General features: G+C 58.0%; 14 protein-coding genes. 7 read left to right on the top strand and 7 right to left on the bottom strand.

Annotation, left to right across the window (positions count from 1 at the left end; all coding sequences use genetic code 11):
* Nucleotides 1-46: 46 nt before the first annotated feature.
* From HMPREF2635_RS00860 to der, 3 genes are read left to right on the top strand one after another with little or no spacing between them, the layout of a single operon-like run.
* On the top strand, nucleotides 47-964 hold the full coding sequence (locus tag HMPREF2635_RS00860; protein WP_046649236.1) for a pseudouridine synthase: 918 nt from the start codon (nucleotides 47-49) through the stop codon (nucleotides 962-964).
* Entirely contained in the window at nucleotides 964-1,674 is a 711-nt protein-coding gene (gene cmk, locus HMPREF2635_RS00855) for a (d)CMP kinase (RefSeq protein WP_049154964.1), read from the top strand. Before HMPREF2635_RS00860 ends, cmk begins: the two co-directional genes overlap by 1 nt.
* Nucleotides 1,667-3,295 carry a ribosome biogenesis GTPase Der gene (gene der, locus HMPREF2635_RS00850; protein WP_070821097.1) on the top strand — a complete coding sequence of 543 codons (1,629 nt, stop codon included), beginning with the start codon at nucleotides 1,667-1,669 and terminating at the stop codon, nucleotides 3,293-3,295. Before cmk ends, der begins: the two co-directional genes overlap by 8 nt.
* Before the next feature lie 28 nt (nucleotides 3,296-3,323).
* Here the strand turns inward: der and HMPREF2635_RS00845 are convergent, their stop codons facing one another.
* The 5 genes from HMPREF2635_RS00845 to HMPREF2635_RS00825 form a co-directional block, all read right to left on the bottom strand.
* Nucleotides 3,324-3,932 (bottom strand): response regulator transcription factor, encoded by a 609-nt coding sequence (locus HMPREF2635_RS00845; RefSeq protein WP_070821096.1) that lies wholly within the window; start codon nucleotides 3,930-3,932, stop codon nucleotides 3,324-3,326.
* Between the two features lie 2 nt (nucleotides 3,933-3,934).
* Nucleotides 3,935-5,044: a sensor histidine kinase gene (locus tag HMPREF2635_RS00840; protein WP_246824815.1), complete on the bottom strand. Its 1,110-nt coding sequence runs from the start codon at nucleotides 5,042-5,044 to the stop codon at nucleotides 3,935-3,937.
* Nucleotides 5,041-5,838, bottom strand: a complete 798-nt coding sequence (locus tag HMPREF2635_RS00835) for an ABC transporter permease (RefSeq protein WP_070546321.1) — start codon at nucleotides 5,836-5,838, stop codon at nucleotides 5,041-5,043. The genes HMPREF2635_RS00840 and HMPREF2635_RS00835 overlap by 4 nt, the downstream gene beginning before the upstream one ends.
* 12 nt (nucleotides 5,839-5,850) lie before the next feature.
* A complete protein-coding gene (locus HMPREF2635_RS00830) occupies nucleotides 5,851-6,789 on the bottom strand; it encodes an ABC transporter ATP-binding protein (RefSeq protein ID WP_210401579.1) in 939 nt (312 codons plus the stop codon).
* 87 nt (nucleotides 6,790-6,876) lie between these two features.
* A complete protein-coding gene (locus HMPREF2635_RS00825) occupies nucleotides 6,877-7,719 on the bottom strand; it encodes a class I SAM-dependent methyltransferase (protein WP_070821095.1) in 843 nt (280 codons plus the stop codon).
* Between the two features lie 109 nt (nucleotides 7,720-7,828).
* Between HMPREF2635_RS00825 and HMPREF2635_RS00820 the strand changes: the two genes are divergently transcribed.
* The gene (locus HMPREF2635_RS00820) at nucleotides 7,829-8,818 is read left to right on the top strand and encodes a CE1 family esterase (protein WP_082254485.1); all 990 of its coding nucleotides are present in this window, start codon (nucleotides 7,829-7,831) and stop codon (nucleotides 8,816-8,818) included.
* 10 nt (nucleotides 8,819-8,828) lie between these two features.
* Here the strand turns inward: HMPREF2635_RS00820 and HMPREF2635_RS00815 are convergent, their stop codons facing one another.
* Nucleotides 8,829-9,947: a site-specific DNA-methyltransferase gene (locus tag HMPREF2635_RS00815; RefSeq protein ID WP_232751623.1), complete on the bottom strand. Its 1,119-nt coding sequence runs from the start codon at nucleotides 9,945-9,947 to the stop codon at nucleotides 8,829-8,831.
* A gap of 663 nt (nucleotides 9,948-10,610) precedes the next feature.
* Here HMPREF2635_RS00815 and HMPREF2635_RS00810 point away from each other — a divergent pair.
* The 3 genes from HMPREF2635_RS00810 (at nucleotide 10,611) to HMPREF2635_RS00800 (ending at nucleotide 14,347) form a co-directional block, all read left to right on the top strand.
* The gene (locus HMPREF2635_RS00810; protein WP_070510775.1) at nucleotides 10,611-10,817 is read left to right on the top strand and encodes an antitoxin; all 207 of its coding nucleotides are present in this window, start codon (nucleotides 10,611-10,613) and stop codon (nucleotides 10,815-10,817) included.
* Nucleotides 10,818-11,067: 250 nt separating this feature from the next.
* Nucleotides 11,068-12,477, top strand: a complete 1,410-nt coding sequence (locus HMPREF2635_RS00805; protein WP_049154974.1) for a TetR/AcrR family transcriptional regulator — start codon at nucleotides 11,068-11,070, stop codon at nucleotides 12,475-12,477.
* A 367-nt stretch (nucleotides 12,478-12,844) separates the two neighbouring features.
* Nucleotides 12,845-14,347: a collagen-like protein gene (locus tag HMPREF2635_RS00800; RefSeq protein WP_070821094.1), complete on the top strand. Its 1,503-nt coding sequence runs from the start codon at nucleotides 12,845-12,847 to the stop codon at nucleotides 14,345-14,347.
* A gap of 77 nt (nucleotides 14,348-14,424) precedes the next feature.
* On the opposite strand, the gene HMPREF2635_RS00795 is transcribed toward HMPREF2635_RS00800, so the two are convergent.
* Nucleotides 14,425-16,032, bottom strand: coding sequence for a cation:proton antiporter family protein (locus HMPREF2635_RS00795; RefSeq protein ID WP_070516225.1), 1,608 nt, complete (start codon nucleotides 16,030-16,032; stop codon nucleotides 14,425-14,427).
* Between the last annotated feature and the right edge of the window lie 224 nt (nucleotides 16,033-16,256).

The raw sequence follows: 16,256 nt of genomic DNA, 5'->3' as shown, positions 1-16,256 counted from the left end.
TGATTCCGCGCGCCGCAAATTGAAGAACTATTGAGAGGACACATCCGTGACTCCACCCGCTCGCCGCGATGGCACACCGGACAAGAAAAAGCGAGACAGCGACATGATTGTCTCGAACGCTAAGCCGGCCCGCCATCAGCATGTAAAGAAGAAGGCCACCGCCGATTCCGTCGCCCGCGACTTGGGCGCGGACTGGCTGGTAGACGGTAAAGCTAAGAAGAATTCCCAGAACCAAGGCGAACGCCTCCAGAAGGTGCTGGCCAAGGCCGGCGTTGCCTCCCGCCGCCATGCAGAGATTCTCATCGATGAGGGCCGCGTTGAGGTCAACGGTCAGGTCATCATCACCCAAGGCACCCGAGTTAACCCCAACACGGACGTGATCCGCGTCGATGGCACACGCATCAACGTCAACGAAGAAACTCAGTACTTCGTACTCAACAAGCCCCGCGGCATGCAGTCCACTATGTCGGATGACATGGGTCGTCCGTGCGTGGGCGATGTCGTAGCGGATCGGGTCGTGGCAGGCCAGCGCCTGTTTCACGTCGGGCGCCTCGATGCGGATACCGAGGGCCTTCTTTTGCTCACCAACGACGGTGAGCTGGCCAATCGCCTCATGCATCCTAAGTACGAGGTCACCAAGACCTACCTGGCCACCGTTTTGGGTGAGGCCGATAAGAGGCTGGTTCGCCAGCTGCGCGAGGGCGTTGAACTAGAAGACGGCCCGGCGAAGGCGGATTATGTGCAGATCGTGGACAAGAACCAGGGCTATTCGCTGGTGCGTCTTGAGCTGCACGAAGGCCGCAAGCACATCGTGCGCCGCATGCTGAAGGAGGCCGGCTTTCCGGTCCAGCGTCTTGTGCGCACCAAGCTCCACACCGTGCAGCTGGGCGATATGAAGCCCGGCTCCTTGCGCGCATTGAACTCCAACGAATTAACCAGCCTGTACAAGGCGGTGGGGATGTAATGATTTCAAACATGCCAAACCAGGGACTCGTTCTGGCCGTGGATGGCCCGTCGGGCACCGGAAAGTCCACGACCTGCCGCGCGTTGGCCAAGCGCCTCGACGCGAAGTATGTCGATACCGGCGCCATGTACCGCGTGGCTACCCTTGCCGTGCTGCGCGCGGGCGTGGACCCAGCGGATACCGACGCTGTCATCGCCGCAACCGCAAACCTGCCTCTGGAGGTCTCCGATGATCCGGATTCCACTCAGGTCATCTTTGCCGGCGAGGATGTCTCCCGGGTGATCCGCGAGGACGAGGTAACCCGCAACGTGTCGGCAGTCTCCGCCATCCCGGAGGTACGCCAGAACCTCGTGGAGCTGCAGCGGAACCTTGCCGCGAAGGCACACCGTGCCATTGTGGAGGGCCGCGATATCGGCACCGTGGTGCTCGCTGATGCTCCCGCTAAGGCCTTCATGACGGCCAGCGCCGAGGTCCGCGCGCAGCGCCGCCACGATCAGAACCGTGCGGCGGGCATCGACTCGGATTTTGACACCGTGCTTGCCGACGTCGAGCGGCGCGACGCTGCGGACTCCTCCCGCGCCACCTCGCCGCTGCGCCCAGCCGAGGACGCCGTACTCGTGGATACCTCTGAGATGACCCCAGACGAGGTCCTCGATGCCCTCATCGCCGTCGTCGAAGAATCGGCCGCAAAGGAGGCCTCACATGACTAATGGACCGCAGAACCCAAACGTGAACCCCGAACAGCAGCCGGAAGAATTCGAAACGGAATTTCATTACCCGGTAGGCAAACTCGAGGAAGAGGTCGTGCGTGATCCGCATGGCGGGTGGGCGCAGAAGGATTTCGATTCTGAGGACTTCGACTATGAATTCGATGAGTCGGAATTCGACGACTCCGAGTTCGGCGAAGCCGATTTCGGCGAGGAAGAAGATATCGCCGAAGGTGAGAGCCCGCTCAGCGAAGAAGAGTGGGAGGCGCTATCTCACGCCTTTGGCGTGGGCGAGGAGCACACGGAGGAAAACCTCTGCACGGTGGCCGTGGTCGGCCGCCCGAACGTGGGCAAATCCTCCCTGGTGAACCGGTTCCTCGGTCGCCGTGAAGCGGTGGTGGAGGACCACCCGGGCGTAACGCGTGATCGCGTCTCCTACGTGGCGGATTGGAACGGCCAGCGCTTCTTCGTTCAGGACACCGGTGGCTGGGATCCGAACGTCAAGGGCATCCACGCCGCTATCGCGCGCCAGGCAGAACAGGCCATGGAGACTGCCGACGTTATCGTGTTCGTGGTGGACACCAAGGTGGGCATCACCGAAACCGATGCGGTCATGGCCCGAAAGCTGCAGCGCTCTGAGGTGCCCGTCATCCTCGTCTCCAACAAGTTCGATTCGGAAACCATGTACGCAGACATGGCCGAGTTCTACGCGCTGGGCTTGGGCGATCCGTGGCCCGTCTCCGCCCAGCATGGCCGGGGCGGCGCCGACGTCTTGGATGAGATCCTGCGTTTGTTCCCGGAAGAACCGCGCCATTCTTCGATTACCTCCGGGCCTCGCCGCGTGGCGCTGGTGGGCAAGCCGAACGTGGGCAAGTCCTCGCTTCTGAATAAGCTGACGGCGGAGGAACGCTCCGTCGTGGACAATGCCGCCGGCACGACGGTCGACCCAGTCGACTCCTTGGTGCAGCTAGATCAGCGCCTATGGAAATTCATTGATACCGCGGGCCTACGCAAGAAGGTCAAGAACGCGCAGGGCCATGAGTACTACGCTTCGCTGCGCACGCGCGGCGTGATTGATGCTGCCGAGGTATGCATCATGCTTATCGACGCTTCCCAGGAAGTCTCCGAGCAAGACCAGCGCGTCCTCAACATGATTCTGGAAGCCGGTAAGGCCCTGGTCATCGCCTTCAATAAGTGGGACCTTGTGGACGAGGATCGCCGCTACTACTTGGAGCGCGAAATCGATGAGAACCTGCGTCACCTGCCGTGGGTGACCCGCGTGAATATCTCGGCGGAGACTGGCCGCGCCCTGCAGAAGCTAGAGCCTGCCATGATTGAGGCTCTCGAGAGCTGGGACCAGCGCGTGTCTACTGGTCAGCTCAACAACTGGATGCGTGAGGCGATTGCTGCGAACCCGCCGCCGATGAACAACAATCGCCTCCCGCGCGTGCTGTTCGCTACCCAGGCCTCGACACAGCCGCCGACCATCGTGCTGTTTACCACCGGCTTTTTGGATGCGGGCTACCGCCGTTACCTGGAGCGCAAATTCCGTGAGCGCTTCGGTTTCCATGGCTCGCCCGTGCGCATCGCGGTGCGCGTGCGCGAGCGCCGTCAACGCCGATAGCTAGTGTGGGCTGAGAGCACGCAAGCGTCTAGATCCAGCCGTTTGCCTCGGCGCGCCGCGCGGCCTCAAAGCGGTTACTTGCCTGTGTCTTCGTCATGATGGCCGAAACGTGGTTGCGCACCGTACCTCCACTGAGATGGAGGTGTGCTGCGATATCGGCGGAGCCGAAGCCGCGAACCAGTAGGCGGCACACCTCGACTTCCCGTTCGCTCAGCGGGTTGTCGGGAGTAAAGAGTATGTCCTGAGCAAGCTGCGGATCGATGACACGCAGACCCGAGTGGACGCGGCGGATGGCATCGGCGAGTTCCTCCGGGGGAGTGTCTTTGACGAGGAAGCCATCGACGCCCGCGTTGAGGGCGCGTTTGACGTAACCGGGACGGCCAAACGTGGTGACGATGAGGCTGCGGCAGTGAGTGCCGGCGATCGACTTTGCGGCATCGATACCGTTCATTCCAGGCATCTCAATGTCGAGTAGAGCGACGTCTACCTGATGCTCAGCAACGAGTGCGGCGACCTCGGCTCCGGTGGAACACTCGGCAACGACGTCGATGTCAGGTTCGGTACTCAGTAAAGCGGTGAGAGCGCCCCGGACCAGGGATTGGTCTTCGGCGATGAGTACGCGGATGTGTTCGCTCATAACTATCGCACCTGTTGAATCTGCCGGTGGCTGCCCAAGGCGAGGAGGACCGTGGTCACACCTTCGGCACGCTGAGTAATGACCTCGCCACCGACAGCTTCTGCACGGTGGCGAAGGCCGGCGAGACCCGTGAGGCCGTCGGCAAGCGCCTGCGTGGCATCCTCCGTGAAGCCGTTGCCGTTGTCCGTGACCTGGAGGGAATCCTCAGTGAGAATCACCCAGCACTGCGTGGCACCCGAATGACGTACAACGTTGGTGGTGAGCTCGCGCAGTGCCCACGAGAACAGATCTTCATGAGCCCGTGGCTGGGTGAGAGTCTCAGGAAGGTGAGCTTGGATTCCGGCGGTTTCCAGAATGCGCCGCGCGGCTTGAATTTCGCCAGCAAAGGTGGGGTTCTTCATGCGAGTAACAGTGGAGCGGACCTCGGCAAGGGATAACCGAGACAGCGAACTAATCTCCTCGAGCTCGGCAGCGGCCTTGGTAGGGTCGCGGTCGATGAGCCGGCGGGCCACTTCGGCCTTGAGATTGATAGCCGTCAGGGTATGGCCAAGAAGATCGTGGATATCGGAGGCAATGTCCTCTCGTTGCTGAGACAGATCTAGGTCGTGGCGTAAAGCTGTCTCGGTGTCTTCGCGCTGGGACAGAGTACCGAGGGCCAAGATAAGGAGGGGCCAGCCGAAGAGGATTATTGCGAGGTCAACAAAGCGTGGGCGGTCGTACACCCAGGCGGGAATGCTAGCTACGATTCCGGTGAGCGCAATGATGGTGGCAGCAGTTTTGAGCGGCAGTGTGAAAGCGATCAAGGCTCCGAGGTAGGGCACGAAGACCACAATCCAGGCGCCGTGAGAAGGGACGGCGGCAAGCGCGATCAGCGCGAGAATAATCCACCGGATAGCTACTCGATGGTTATGGGACCACCCACGTGGATAGTCGTGCACCGTACCGAAAGAGACAAGGTAAGCAGCACAAAACACCGCGGTGATAATAACCGCCCAGGTTCGCTGGACGGTGGAATAGCTGGGCTGGAGGAGGATCTGCAGCAGCACCGGTAGGAGAAAGATGAGCCAGACAGCGGCGAAAGCAGCGTCATGTGGTCTGAAGTTCCGCATCATGCTCGCTCCTTGTCGCGCTTGTGCAAAAGCAGGCATAGCCCGACGAACACCACCGTCCATACAGCGATATTAACGTATGCGTACCAGAGCGGGTCCTCAATGAAGAGGCGTTCGCCATTGATCATCTGGGAGCCTTCAGAAAGGGGCCAACGGGCAAGCGCTTGCGCGCCATACATTGGGGTGAAGCGACCTACCTCCAACAGCGATTCCTTCAGCGGCATGAATACGTTCCCGGCAAACGCAAGTATGACGATGGTCGAGGTCGCTACGGAGACGGTGTTTTCCGAGGGAATGAGCATAGCGCAGGCCATGCCGTAGAAGCCGAAGGGAATGGCGCAGACAACAGTTATGAGAAAAGCTAGCGTCCACTGGTCCGGCTGCATGGACGCCTTGGTCAGCCCACCGGTAATGAAGACAGCGGCAATGGGCAGGATGGCACGAACCGAGATGTTGAGAAAGTTGGCAACGGCTAGCTGGGAAGACCGAAGGGGAGTCAACGCTAGTTGGCGGCCCCAACCCGCGCGATTCTCTGCGACCATAGATCCGGCTGCACCCACAGCGCCAGTGGCTCCTGCATAGAGCGCCATGCCGATCATGACCAGTGCGGCGACATTCCCACCGTTGAATTCGATGTCGCCGTACTCTTGCATCGCGCCAAAGAGGATATAGAAAATGATTGGCAGGCCGATGCTGAAAAAGAGCGTGGGCAGGTCTCGGCGCAGACGTTTAAGGTCGTGGGCCGCGTAGTTGAGGGTTGTCCCGAGCGTGGGAGTTACGGCATTGTTGATGCTCATCGTGGGGTCTCCTTATGGGGTAGTCGTGTCGGGGGAAGCGTTAGAGAGCTCCATAAAGGAGTCTTCGAGGCTATGGCCAGAAATTGTGATGTCCCGGGCCGTGGTTTCGGTGAGTAAGTAGCGAGCAAGTGCATCAGAGTCTCGGGTCGTGATGGACAGGCCGGTGTCTGTGTGCTCTTGATACAGCACTCCTGGGAAAGACTCGGTCTCGAGGTTGTCTGGGATGCCGTTGGGGAAGCTGGCACGGATGGTACGGGTGGCGTTTGCATTGCGGATCTCCTCGGTAGATCCATCAGCTTGAATCTCGCCCCTGTTGAGCATGATGATGCGTTGGGCAAACGTATCGGCCTCTTCGAGATAGTGAGTGGTGAGAAGAATCGTTCGCCCAGCGCTTGCCTCCTCGTGCATGGCCTCCCAAAAATGACGGCGGGCGCCGGCGTCCATGCCTGCGGTTGGTTCGTCGAGAAGCAGCACTTCCGGATCTCCCAACAAGGCCAGCCCGAAGCGCAGACGTTGTTGCTCGCCGCCAGAGCACTTGCCTACCCGACGCGAGAGGATAGAGCCCAAGTTGGCGCGCTCGATGATCTCCTTATAGGGGCGGTGGACGGGAAACGCGGCACCGAGAAGCTCAAGGGTTTCCTTCACGGTTATCTCCGGTAATAAGCCGCCAGTTTGCATGACGGCACCGATACGCCCACTTTTAGAGGCATGAGATGGAGAGGCGCCAAGTACACTAATAGACCCTGAGGTTGGGGTGGTCAGTCCCAGGATGAGGTCAAGCAGCGTGGTCTTGCCGGCGCCATTAGTGCCTAAGAGGCCGACGATTTCACCTTGCTCAATGCTCAGAGAGACGTCGTGAAGCGCGCGCACAGGATTGCGGGAGGAGGCGTTGAAGGTTTTGCTTACACCGTTGACCTCGATTGCCGGTGGGGTGGTACGTGTCGTGCTCATACCTTCACGCTATGGTGCGAAGGTTTTCACAGCGTAGACAGGGTGTCACGAATCCGGGATGACAGTTGTCATGGTTGACGGAGGTGGCTACTCACTTGAGCGCGCCAGCACGAAAGCATCAGTTCGGTACGGAATACGCAGGGCCTGGCCGGGCTTAAAACCCATGTGCTCATAGAGATACCAGTTGAGGTTGTAGGTCATGCGCTCGTGGATTCTTTCTCCATTGCGAAGCCAATACGAGCGAGTATGCATTAGCTCATGCAGGTCCTCAGGGGTGAGTTCGTGTTCCCACGTAAGGCGCAGCTCCTCACGAAGTGTCCACGGCGCGGTAAAGGATGGGTAAAAGCCGGGACGGTGGACATCACCGGAGTGCATGATGCGGGAAAGGCGCAGGATCCACGGGTCTGCATTGACGTCAAGGGTGTTCCATACCAAAAGGACCTTGCCACCCGGCCGAAGAATTCGGTCGAATTCTGCACATGCCTTGTCGACGTCGACCCAATGCCAGGTTTGCGCGCAGGTGAGGGCATCAAGGGAGGAGCTGGCGAGCGCTGTGTTCTCGGCGGTGGCGCGCCAGCACGGCACCCCGAGCCGGCGCAGGACACGCGTCATGTCGGGGGATGGATCGCTGGCATAGACGACGGAATTGGTCAGGGATTCAGTAAGTTTGCCGGTTCCTGCACCAACATCGAGAACTGTGTGCGCAAAAGCTATGAGCTGCGACACTTCGCGTGGGTAACCCGGGCGCACGTCATGGTAGGTCTCCGCGCCTTCGCTAAAAGCTTGCGCGGAATGCCTGCGTTGTTGGGCAGTGCCGAAGCTGGGCGCCTCCTTCCCCGAAGCCCGACGGTAGCTGGGGTAGTGCTCGGGCAGAGGGTGAGCGGGAGAGGCGCTGGAGGAAACAGATGGTTCGGAAGGCGAGGAGCACATGATGCTCTCAAATCTACCGTGGCGCTGCGGGTTCGTAGATGTCGGTGCGATGTTTTAAGGTGGACGAGGATTTATTGGCGCGCAGAAGTGAGAGTGGTGAGGGGGAACAATGGGTAAAACGTCTACAGCATGGCCGCGCCCAGTGCACACGCTCGTCGGTCTAGCGGCCAGCGCTGTCTGCGCGCTAGCGTTGGCGTCGTGTGGAACATCCCAGGAAGCCCCGACATCCCCGACACCTGAAGCAGCATGGACAAATGATCTCGGTATCCCGGTAGCGCCCATGCTCGTCGGCCCTGAGCCGGGGCACACAAAGAAGATGAAGCTAGCCTCTGGGCGCAGTTTCCTACTTCACGTACCTGAGAACTACACCCCGGAGCGCGCGTGGCCGGTGCTGCTTTCTTTCCACGGGTATACGGATTCGCCTGAGAATATGGAGAAGTACAGCCAGTTTGATGCTGCTGATGCCATCGTGGCTTACCCTGCTGGGGAGAAGGCGGCGTGGGCCCCAGCACCTTACGCAGTGACGAGCGCGGAAGAAGACCTCGACTTTGTGCGCACAATCGTGGATAGCCTGCGGGCCACTTATGAGGTGGACGACAACGCCATTTTCGCGGCTGGATTGTCTAATGGCGGAGGGTTTGCGGCCTTCTTGGCGTGCCGGATGCCAGGGACTTTTCGCTCAGTAGCTACCGTGTCAGCTGCATACTACGAAGGAATCCATACGGACTGTTCTGATCGACCGGTAGGCCGTTTGGACATTCACGGAACTAAGGATCCCGTGGTCAACTATGAAGGCGGTGTGCGTCATGGCACGGCTTATTCTTCCGTTGCAGAGGTGCTCGGGCAGCATCAGAAACGCAACAAGTGCCGCGGCGACGTCGAGTCGGTGCGCCTCACAAACGGTGCGACCAGAGAGACGTGGACTGGGTGCCAGGCTCCGCTTCAGCACATCCGCATTGAGGGGGGATCTCACGTGTGGCCGGGTGGTAACAACTCCACGAAAATTGAGGTGGGCGAAGGCTTCGCCACCGATGCGGTGCTAGATTTCTTCGGAATCCCTGGCAGGCCCGAAGGCACAGAAGAGCATAATGTGGCCTAGAGCCGGGCTATCACCTCAAGGTGAAATGCGCACAAGGAGTATCGAGGGAGCGAACCCGCGCTAGACAGATATCCGCGACCGTTTCAAAACCCGCGTGGCGCGCGGCACTAGACGGCTCGGTGGGGTGGGGTATTTGGACCAAGTGGAATGAGCGTTGACCGTTATCCTCGCGGTTGAGCTCAACGACGGCTTGGGCAGTGGTTCCTGAGCCTGCAAAGAAATCAAGGACTACCGCGTCCGTGCCGCCGGTGATGGACAGTAGATGCTTGATGAGGCGCACAGGTTTGGGGAAGTCGAAGACTCCCGTGACACCAAGTGCTTCTTCGGCGTCACGACGGCCTGTTCGGGTTACCCCAAAACGCTCTCCATCGAGAATGGAACGGGGACGCGCACCCTTCTTTTCGTAGTTCTTGGTGTAGACAAAGCCGCGTCGAAAGACCAGCTCCTCATAATGCTCAGCGACCTTGTCTTTACCCCAACGCCACCGCGCGACGCCCGACTTGCCCTCCGGCTGGTGCGGCCAATATTCGTGGCCATTGGGGCCAACGATGGGAAAGTCGAGGCTTGGTAAGTATCCCAAGGTCTTAGAATCCAACCGCACGAGTGAATAATTCCCTTTCTCATCGCTGTGGTTATAGCGGGTTGAAGTGTGCGCTTCCAAGTCCAGGTTGAATCCGGCATTTGAAGGTGACTTGGCATAGCAAAGGATGTACTCGTGCTCGAGAACCGCATATTTGGAATCATTCTTCCCGGTCCCGCCCTTCTTCCAAATGAATTGCCCGGCGAAGCAGTCCTCACCGAAAACCTCGTTGAGTAGTAGGCGCAGGTGAGCGCTTTCTGACTCACCGATGGACACGATGATGAAGCCGGTATCGGCGAGCACCTCACGAGCCAGGATCAAGCGTGGCAACATCATAGAAAGCCACTCGGCATGCCACTGTCCAAAGTGCTCTGAGCGCATCTCTCGGCGTTGACGGAAATTATCGCGGTAGACAAAATCCTTGCCGGTGTTATAGGGCGGATCAATGTAGATGATGTCCGCTCTCATCCCCTGTGCAATGAAATCCTTTAAGGCGTCGAGATTATCTGCCACCGTCACGCTGTTGGGGGCCGAATGAGGACCGCTCATCAGTGTTCTTGTTCGAGTGGCCTTCTTCGTGGCCTGCGCCGCAGCCTGTTCCTTACCCGGCCACACAAGGCCAAAGACCGATTTGCCTTGTGGGACTGAAGGAATGTGTAGCTCAGAGGAAGACAGCTCTTCAGAGTGCCGGGCAGCGGATTGGTGTGCGGAATGAGAATGAAAGGAAGGCATTGTGGTGCGCCGAGGTTTCGACTTCGATCTTTAAAGGTAAGTGAGCGGTCAATGACGTTGTGCAGTACGTGCCGCGCGACGCGGCAAGAATGAGCACATGTGAATTGTGTCCCAGAGTACAAGGGTTCACAAATGAGAGAGTGGCGGCACGCACCAAGTTGTTGAACGAAAAGGGGTAACCGGAGGGGGTAGACTTTAAGAGCGATTCTGAGAACTCTCAGTGTGTGAAAGTCTTCCTTTAACTCGTGCTCTAGATGTATAACGATTTATAACGTTTGTGGCGAAGAGCACGGCGAGTCGGTACGGTGGGGTGACGTGATGGCGCTCAGCTTGAATGTGCCGACCATGGTGCGCGTGCTTGTCGCTCGGGGAGTCGGCTAACGCCTCCCACTGTCGCTGGCATTGCGCAGTATCCGGCACACTCGGGCCGTGAGGGTCACCACTGTTAGGACAGCATTTACTTAAGGAAGGAACAAAGTAATGGGTATTTTTGACAAGGCAAAGGATGCTCTGAACTCCGATAAGGGCGAGCAGATTTCGGATAGCGCACTGGATAAGGGTGCAGATCTTGCTAAGGGCAAGCTGGGCGAGGATAAGGCGGATAAGATTGACTCCGCTCGCGACCAGCTCGATGAGCGCATTGGCAACCAGGGCGCTGAGGCTCCTCAGGGGGATGAGCAGAAGTAAAGCGATTGTCGCGCTTGGTTCCGAGCCACATCAAGGTTCCGGCATTGTGCGACACGTAGCCTGAACGCTCAGGGGTCCCGTCCGCATAGCGGGCGGGACTGTATAAGTTTTACAGCAACGTATACTTTGAATTTGGGGTGACGGGGTGGATTGTCTTACAGTGCGGGCGAAAGCTTAAGAAAACCTGTGCATATTCCTATCCTTTGTTTATGGGCCTAAAAGTGATTGTTTCCTAGGTAAGCTGAATTCTGTGATTACTTCAGTAGGTGTGGAACAAGGTAACCAACCCTCGCGCCAGCTCCTTATTGAGCAGGCCGGCCGGGTTATTGCCAAAGCGGGCATTGATGAGGTGCGCCTCCGGGAGGTGGCCGATCAAGTGGATGTTCCGCTAGCGGAAGCCCAAGAGCTCTTTGCCTCTGAAGCTGAGCTTGTAAAGGAAACCAAGCGCACCCTGAACGAGGCGCTTACCTCACTCGTTGATCTGCATCTCCAGCGTTTGCCTGAGAATGCGACGGCCGTGGATAAGCTTCGCGCCACGGCGCTGGCGTATTTCTCCTTCGCAGTGGAGGATCCTTCTGCCTTTGCGGCATTTTCTGCGGTTCACGCTACTCCTCGGGTAGGCGTTACCGCAGAGGACTTTGTTAATCCTGATGGGGATGTCGAAAAATGTCCTATCATGCAGATTCTTTTTGAGTTGACCGAGGAGGCTATCAAGGAATCTGGCGGAGTGGATCCCGATGTTGATGGGACTTTGTTGTCGGCGCTGTCGATTTTTTCCCACCTACACGGCGTGACGCAACTGGCAGCTGAAGGAATCCTGCGTTACCTGTCGCCGGCAGCGAAAAAGCAGACATTTGGCGCTGTTATGGACACCCTGAGTGTCGGCCTCTACCCATTCTTTAGGGGAGAGCGCGTCGAGCGCACTATTCCTTATGGCTTGGTGGGAGAGCAGCCGGAAGCGTTGGTAGCAAAGGCCAAGGATTACCCACGGGGAACCGAGGATGAACAGCGTACGGCGTTGCTGCGTGGTGCTATTGAGGAGGCGCTTGACCACGGCGTTACCGGCCTTCATATCGGTGGTGCTGCGAAGCGGGCGGGCCTTAGTGTGCAGGAAGCTGAGCATCTGATTGAAAGCGATCAAGAGCTGGCCAGCTTCCTTGAGCGGTATTTGGACAAGGTCAACTATGAGTTCATTTTCCGGCAGGTAGCTGCGCTTCCGGAAGACGCTAAAGTAATGTCCAAGATTAAGGCCACCGGGTACGGCTACGTCTCCCATGCGTTGGCTGATCCGAAGGGCTTTGAAGCTCTCATCAAGATCGCGTCCGGGCCGATTGTTCCCATGTCCTTCGAGGACGACTTTTTGCCGAACGCGAACAAAGCGGTTGAGCTCCAACGTGACTTTAGCGAATTTGGACGGGCTTTTGGCTTCATTATGTCTCTCATGCGTGAGGCAATCGATGAAGTTGACGGGCCGCGCACTCCGTGGGTTCTTTTCACCTTGGTAATTTCCGTGTGGGCGGGCGCTCATGGTCTAGCCATGCTGAGTACCAAGGGTCCCTTGCGTGGGTTTGATTCTGACTATATTTTCGAGATTCTCACCCACTATATGGACATTGAATTTGGTGGCATCATGCGCAGTCTTAGTGGAACGACTGACTAATGCAGCAACGTAACTGAGGATTGCCTCTTGGCGCGTCATTGTCGCCGTTTCTCTACCCGCTTTCTTAATGTGAAAGCGGGAAGTTCTTTCTATTGGCACCTGGGGAGGGCCGGGGTGTCGGCGGCTAAACTCGGCGTCTATCCGCAAGTTACCCGTTGGTGATGGGGGTAAGATAATCGTATTGTCAACGATGTTGACGCTGTGAACTGCACTGATGCTGAACTGGGGGTTTCCAAACGGGGGTAACGAATAGTTACTCAAATGTAGAAAATATATTTCGACGGTTGTATGGTGACCACGTCCGAACCTTAAGCACTTAGCTCACTGTGTTAAGTGTGTGCTCATCAACTTGCAAGAAAGACTTCGCATGCGTTCCCTACACTCTCGCATCGTTGCCACCGCAGTGGCCGTAGCAACCTTTTCTTCCGTTATTGTCGCCCCGCAGACCTTCGCCGTTGAGGAGCCGAGCGATACGTCTTTTGTCCACGAACAGTCCGGCGCTGACACTGTCGACGTCAATGGCACCGCCTTCGACGCAGACGGCAACCTGATCGATTCAAACAACGCTGGCGACAACACCATCGAGGAGTTGGAGCGTGAATCCCGAGACAACGACTTTGGCTTCTACGGCGCGGAAACCGGCAAGCCAAAGACACGCGATGAGCTGGAAACCGCCGAGGCATCGACGGCTGACGCGACTATCAAGGTCGTAGAGAAGAACGGCAAATTGGTGTGTGAGATCACCGATGCCCCAGGTAAAGAAGGCGAGATTCTCGAGCGCAAGCTGGACCTTGCACGGGCTTTCTACGACGGTGGAAACAAGCTGCTCCAGACGGTGTGGGAAGTAATCCCAGTCGTCGGTGAACTTGTGCCTTCTGACTTCATCAAGAAGATTGGCGCAAGCTCGTGGGAGGGAATTGCCAAACTTGTTCGTGATGGTGAGGCAGACAAGGACGTCACCTGGGATCTCGCACGCGCGCAAGGCATGGCCATCGCCAAGATTGATAACGCTGATGCAGAGGTGGACTTAAAGAATCCAGATGCCGCCAAGAAGACCGTTTCTGGCCTCATCAAGTTTGCTGACGGTGCTTTTGGCACCGGTGTGGCCACCGTTCTGAAGATCTTCAATGCCGCTGTCACCATCGCAGGTCTCTTCCCAGGCGCCAGCGCAGCCAAGGATTTGAAGTTGAGCAAGACCCAGCGAAAGGAAATTGAGTCTACTCTCTCAGATATTTCGGCTTCTGCCTCCGCGCTCGCAGAAATCAATGCACCAGCTGGTCAGAAGTGTGCGGATATGCTCAATGGCAAGAAGGTAAGCAACGACAAGCCCGCTTCTCCTTCGACGTCTAATACCACTGAGCCTTCAGAATCCCCCGAGTCTTCTGAGCCGTCTAGCTTAGTAACGCCGAGCCCTTCTGAGACCACCGAGCCCGAGGAATCGGAGTCTGAGACGCCTACGACTACCGAACCCTCGACTTCTACCACCGACGGTGCTGCGGCTCAGGACGGCAAAGACGGTAAGGACGGTGAACCAGGCCGCGATGGAAAAGACGGTAAGGATGGTATCGACGGCAAGGATGGCCGCGACGGTGCCAACGGTGCACCGGGCGCACCCGGCCGCGATGGCGTCGATGGCCAGGACGGGCGCGACGGTCTTAACGGTCTAAATGGCCGCGACGGCGCTGACGGGAAGGATGGCAAAGACGGTCAAGACGGAAAGGACGTCGATTCCTCCTCCATGGCTGGCTACACATTCCTCGCAGCTATCCTCGGTGGCGGTCTCGTCGTTTCTATTCTGGGCGCGATGGATTACCTCTACCTTTTGGGCTACCTGCCCAAGGAGGGGATCCCGTGGCGTGCTAACAGCTAAGCTCCCATTGGACGCTGAGTCCGGACACAGGAGCCGGTCTCAGCAGGGAGCGGGCTGGATGCCGCGGAGGACGTTTTCTAAAGCTCGCCCTCGTTGCGCAAGTGCCGTAGCTGATTCTCCGTAAAAGTTCGCTCCGCTAGGGATTCGCCGGCACCGTCCTGCAAGTGCACAACGACACTGAGCCCGAGCTCCTGCAGGTCCTCGACGTCTTCACGGTACATGGCCACCGAGCTGATGGTGCATTCTTCGGTATTGATGCGGGAAGCGTAGATTTCCTTGACGGCGTCTACGTTCGCGTGCTGGGCCGGCATGGCGAGCATAATCATATCGATCTGGTGGCTGTCCTTGACGCGCTCCCAGAAGTCGATATCTGTTGCATCGCCCTCCACGACGTTGTAGCCACTCTCTTGGAGATGGCGAACTCGTGCTGGATCGTGTTCCACTCCCAAAACATTGGCGCCGTAGACGTCGACGAGCTCCTTGTAACAGGAAAGGCCGAGCCGTCCTACGCCGAGGACGAGCGCATGGGCGTCGCCAAGCTCGATGGGGCGATCCTCCGGGTGAATCTTGTGCGGTGGGCGGGCCGGCAGTCGCTTGGCTAGGTGTGTAGCTCGCGAGACGTTTTGTGGGTTGAGGATTGCCGAGATGACAAAGCTCAACGAAACAGCGAGCACGAGTGACAGCAGCCAGCGCTGGTTGAGCCAGCCGTCCTGTACTCCCACAGCGGCAATGATAAGGGCGAACTCAGAGTAATTCGCCAGCAACAGGGAAGCAAGGACAGAAGTGCGGTTGCGCAGTCCCAACATCCACAGGATTGCCCAGTAAGCGAGGCCCTGGATGGGCAAAAGCAGCAGGAGCAACCCGGCGTCGACGATGTTGTGCCACGTTGGTAGGCCCAGGAAACCGATGTTGACGAAAAAGCCAACCAGCAGCAGTTCTTTGAGGGTAAACAGTGAATGGCTGAGCTGTTCTGCGCCAGGGGAGCGGGAGAGCACCACGCCCATGATGAGCGCGCCGAGGCTTCCGGAGAGGCCGACCCACTCGAAGAGAGCATAACCAGGCAGCAGCGCCATGACGATGCCAAAGAGCGCGCCCAGCTCACCGTGCCCGAGCTTGTACCAGCGGCGAGTAGTCAGCGCTAGCAGCGGGACGATGAGGACAAGCAACACGGCCGCTAAGCTTGGCGGCTCTCCCCGCAGGATGCTCATGAAGACGACAGCGATGATGTCCTGCATGATGAGGACGCCGATGCAGATATTGCCGTAGAGGGCTTGTTCATCGCCGCGGTCTTGCAAGATTTTGACGACCACGATGGTGCTGGAAAAACTCAGCACGAGGGCGACGTTGACCGCTATCGAAAAACTGGTCGGACCGAATGCGCCGAGTGCGCCGAGAGCCGTGATAAAACCCATGCCGAGGAGGGTCATCACGAGCACGTGGGCGGTGGCGGTAAGCCAGACAGCCTTGTCGGTCAAGGCCCTCAGATCGAGGCGCAACCCGATTGCAAAAAGCATCAGCGTGACACCGATGTCGGCGAAAAGATCTAACGCTTCAACGTGCTCGATACCCCCGGCATTGAGCGCGAAGCCAGCGACGAGAAACCCGATGAGAGGCGGCAATCGCACCGCCCACGCAACGAGGCCGCAGCCAAACACCACTGCGAGGTAGATCAATAACAATTCCATGGATTGTAATAGTGCCCTAACCCGAGCTTTGGCCAGAGTTTGAAACACTATCTACCCCATGAGGGTGAGAAACATGGAGTGGCCTTGCTTGGCGATACATGTCGTTCACGGTAAATAAGCGCTAAAAAACTGAATTATTTGAACTCTATTTACCGTGGGCGTAGTAACTCAAGGCTTAAGTCTTAACCCGTCGACTCGTTCCAGAAGAAAAGGCTGGTCAGAGT

The organism is Corynebacterium sp. HMSC035E02 (assembly GCF_001836065.1).
Classification (GTDB): Bacteria; Actinomycetota; Actinomycetes; order Mycobacteriales; family Mycobacteriaceae; genus Corynebacterium; species Corynebacterium hiratae.
This window is presented reverse-complemented; position numbering and strand designations above follow the sequence as displayed.

Coding starts and splice junctions, on each gene's coding strand:
- cmk (WP_049154964.1), top strand. CDS start 964: ATGATTTCAAACATGCCAAACCAGGGACTCGTTCTGGCCGTGGATGGC.
- der (WP_070821097.1), top strand. CDS start 1,667: ATGACTAATGGACCGCAGAACCCAAACGTGAACCCCGAACAGCAGCCG.
- HMPREF2635_RS00845 (WP_070821096.1), bottom strand. CDS start 3,932: ATGAGCGAACACATCCGCGTACTCATCGCCGAAGACCAATCCCTGGTC.
- HMPREF2635_RS00840 (WP_246824815.1), bottom strand. CDS start 5,044: ATGATGCGGAACTTCAGACCACATGACGCTGCTTTCGCCGCTGTCTGG.
- HMPREF2635_RS00835 (WP_070546321.1), bottom strand. CDS start 5,838: ATGAGCATCAACAATGCCGTAACTCCCACGCTCGGGACAACCCTCAAC.
- HMPREF2635_RS00830 (WP_210401579.1), bottom strand. CDS start 6,789: ATGAGCACGACACGTACCACCCCACCGGCAATCGAGGTCAACGGTGTA.
- HMPREF2635_RS00825 (WP_070821095.1), bottom strand. CDS start 7,719: ATGTGCTCCTCGCCTTCCGAACCATCTGTTTCCTCCAGCGCCTCTCCC.
- HMPREF2635_RS00820 (WP_082254485.1), top strand. CDS start 7,829: ATGGGTAAAACGTCTACAGCATGGCCGCGCCCAGTGCACACGCTCGTC.
- HMPREF2635_RS00815 (WP_232751623.1), bottom strand. CDS start 9,947: ATGAGCGGTCCTCATTCGGCCCCCAACAGCGTGACGGTGGCAGATAAT.
- HMPREF2635_RS00810 (WP_070510775.1), top strand. CDS start 10,611: ATGGGTATTTTTGACAAGGCAAAGGATGCTCTGAACTCCGATAAGGGC.
- HMPREF2635_RS00800 (WP_070821094.1), top strand. CDS start 12,845: ATGCGTTCCCTACACTCTCGCATCGTTGCCACCGCAGTGGCCGTAGCA.
- HMPREF2635_RS00795 (WP_070516225.1), bottom strand. CDS start 16,032: ATGGAATTGTTATTGATCTACCTCGCAGTGGTGTTTGGCTGCGGCCTC.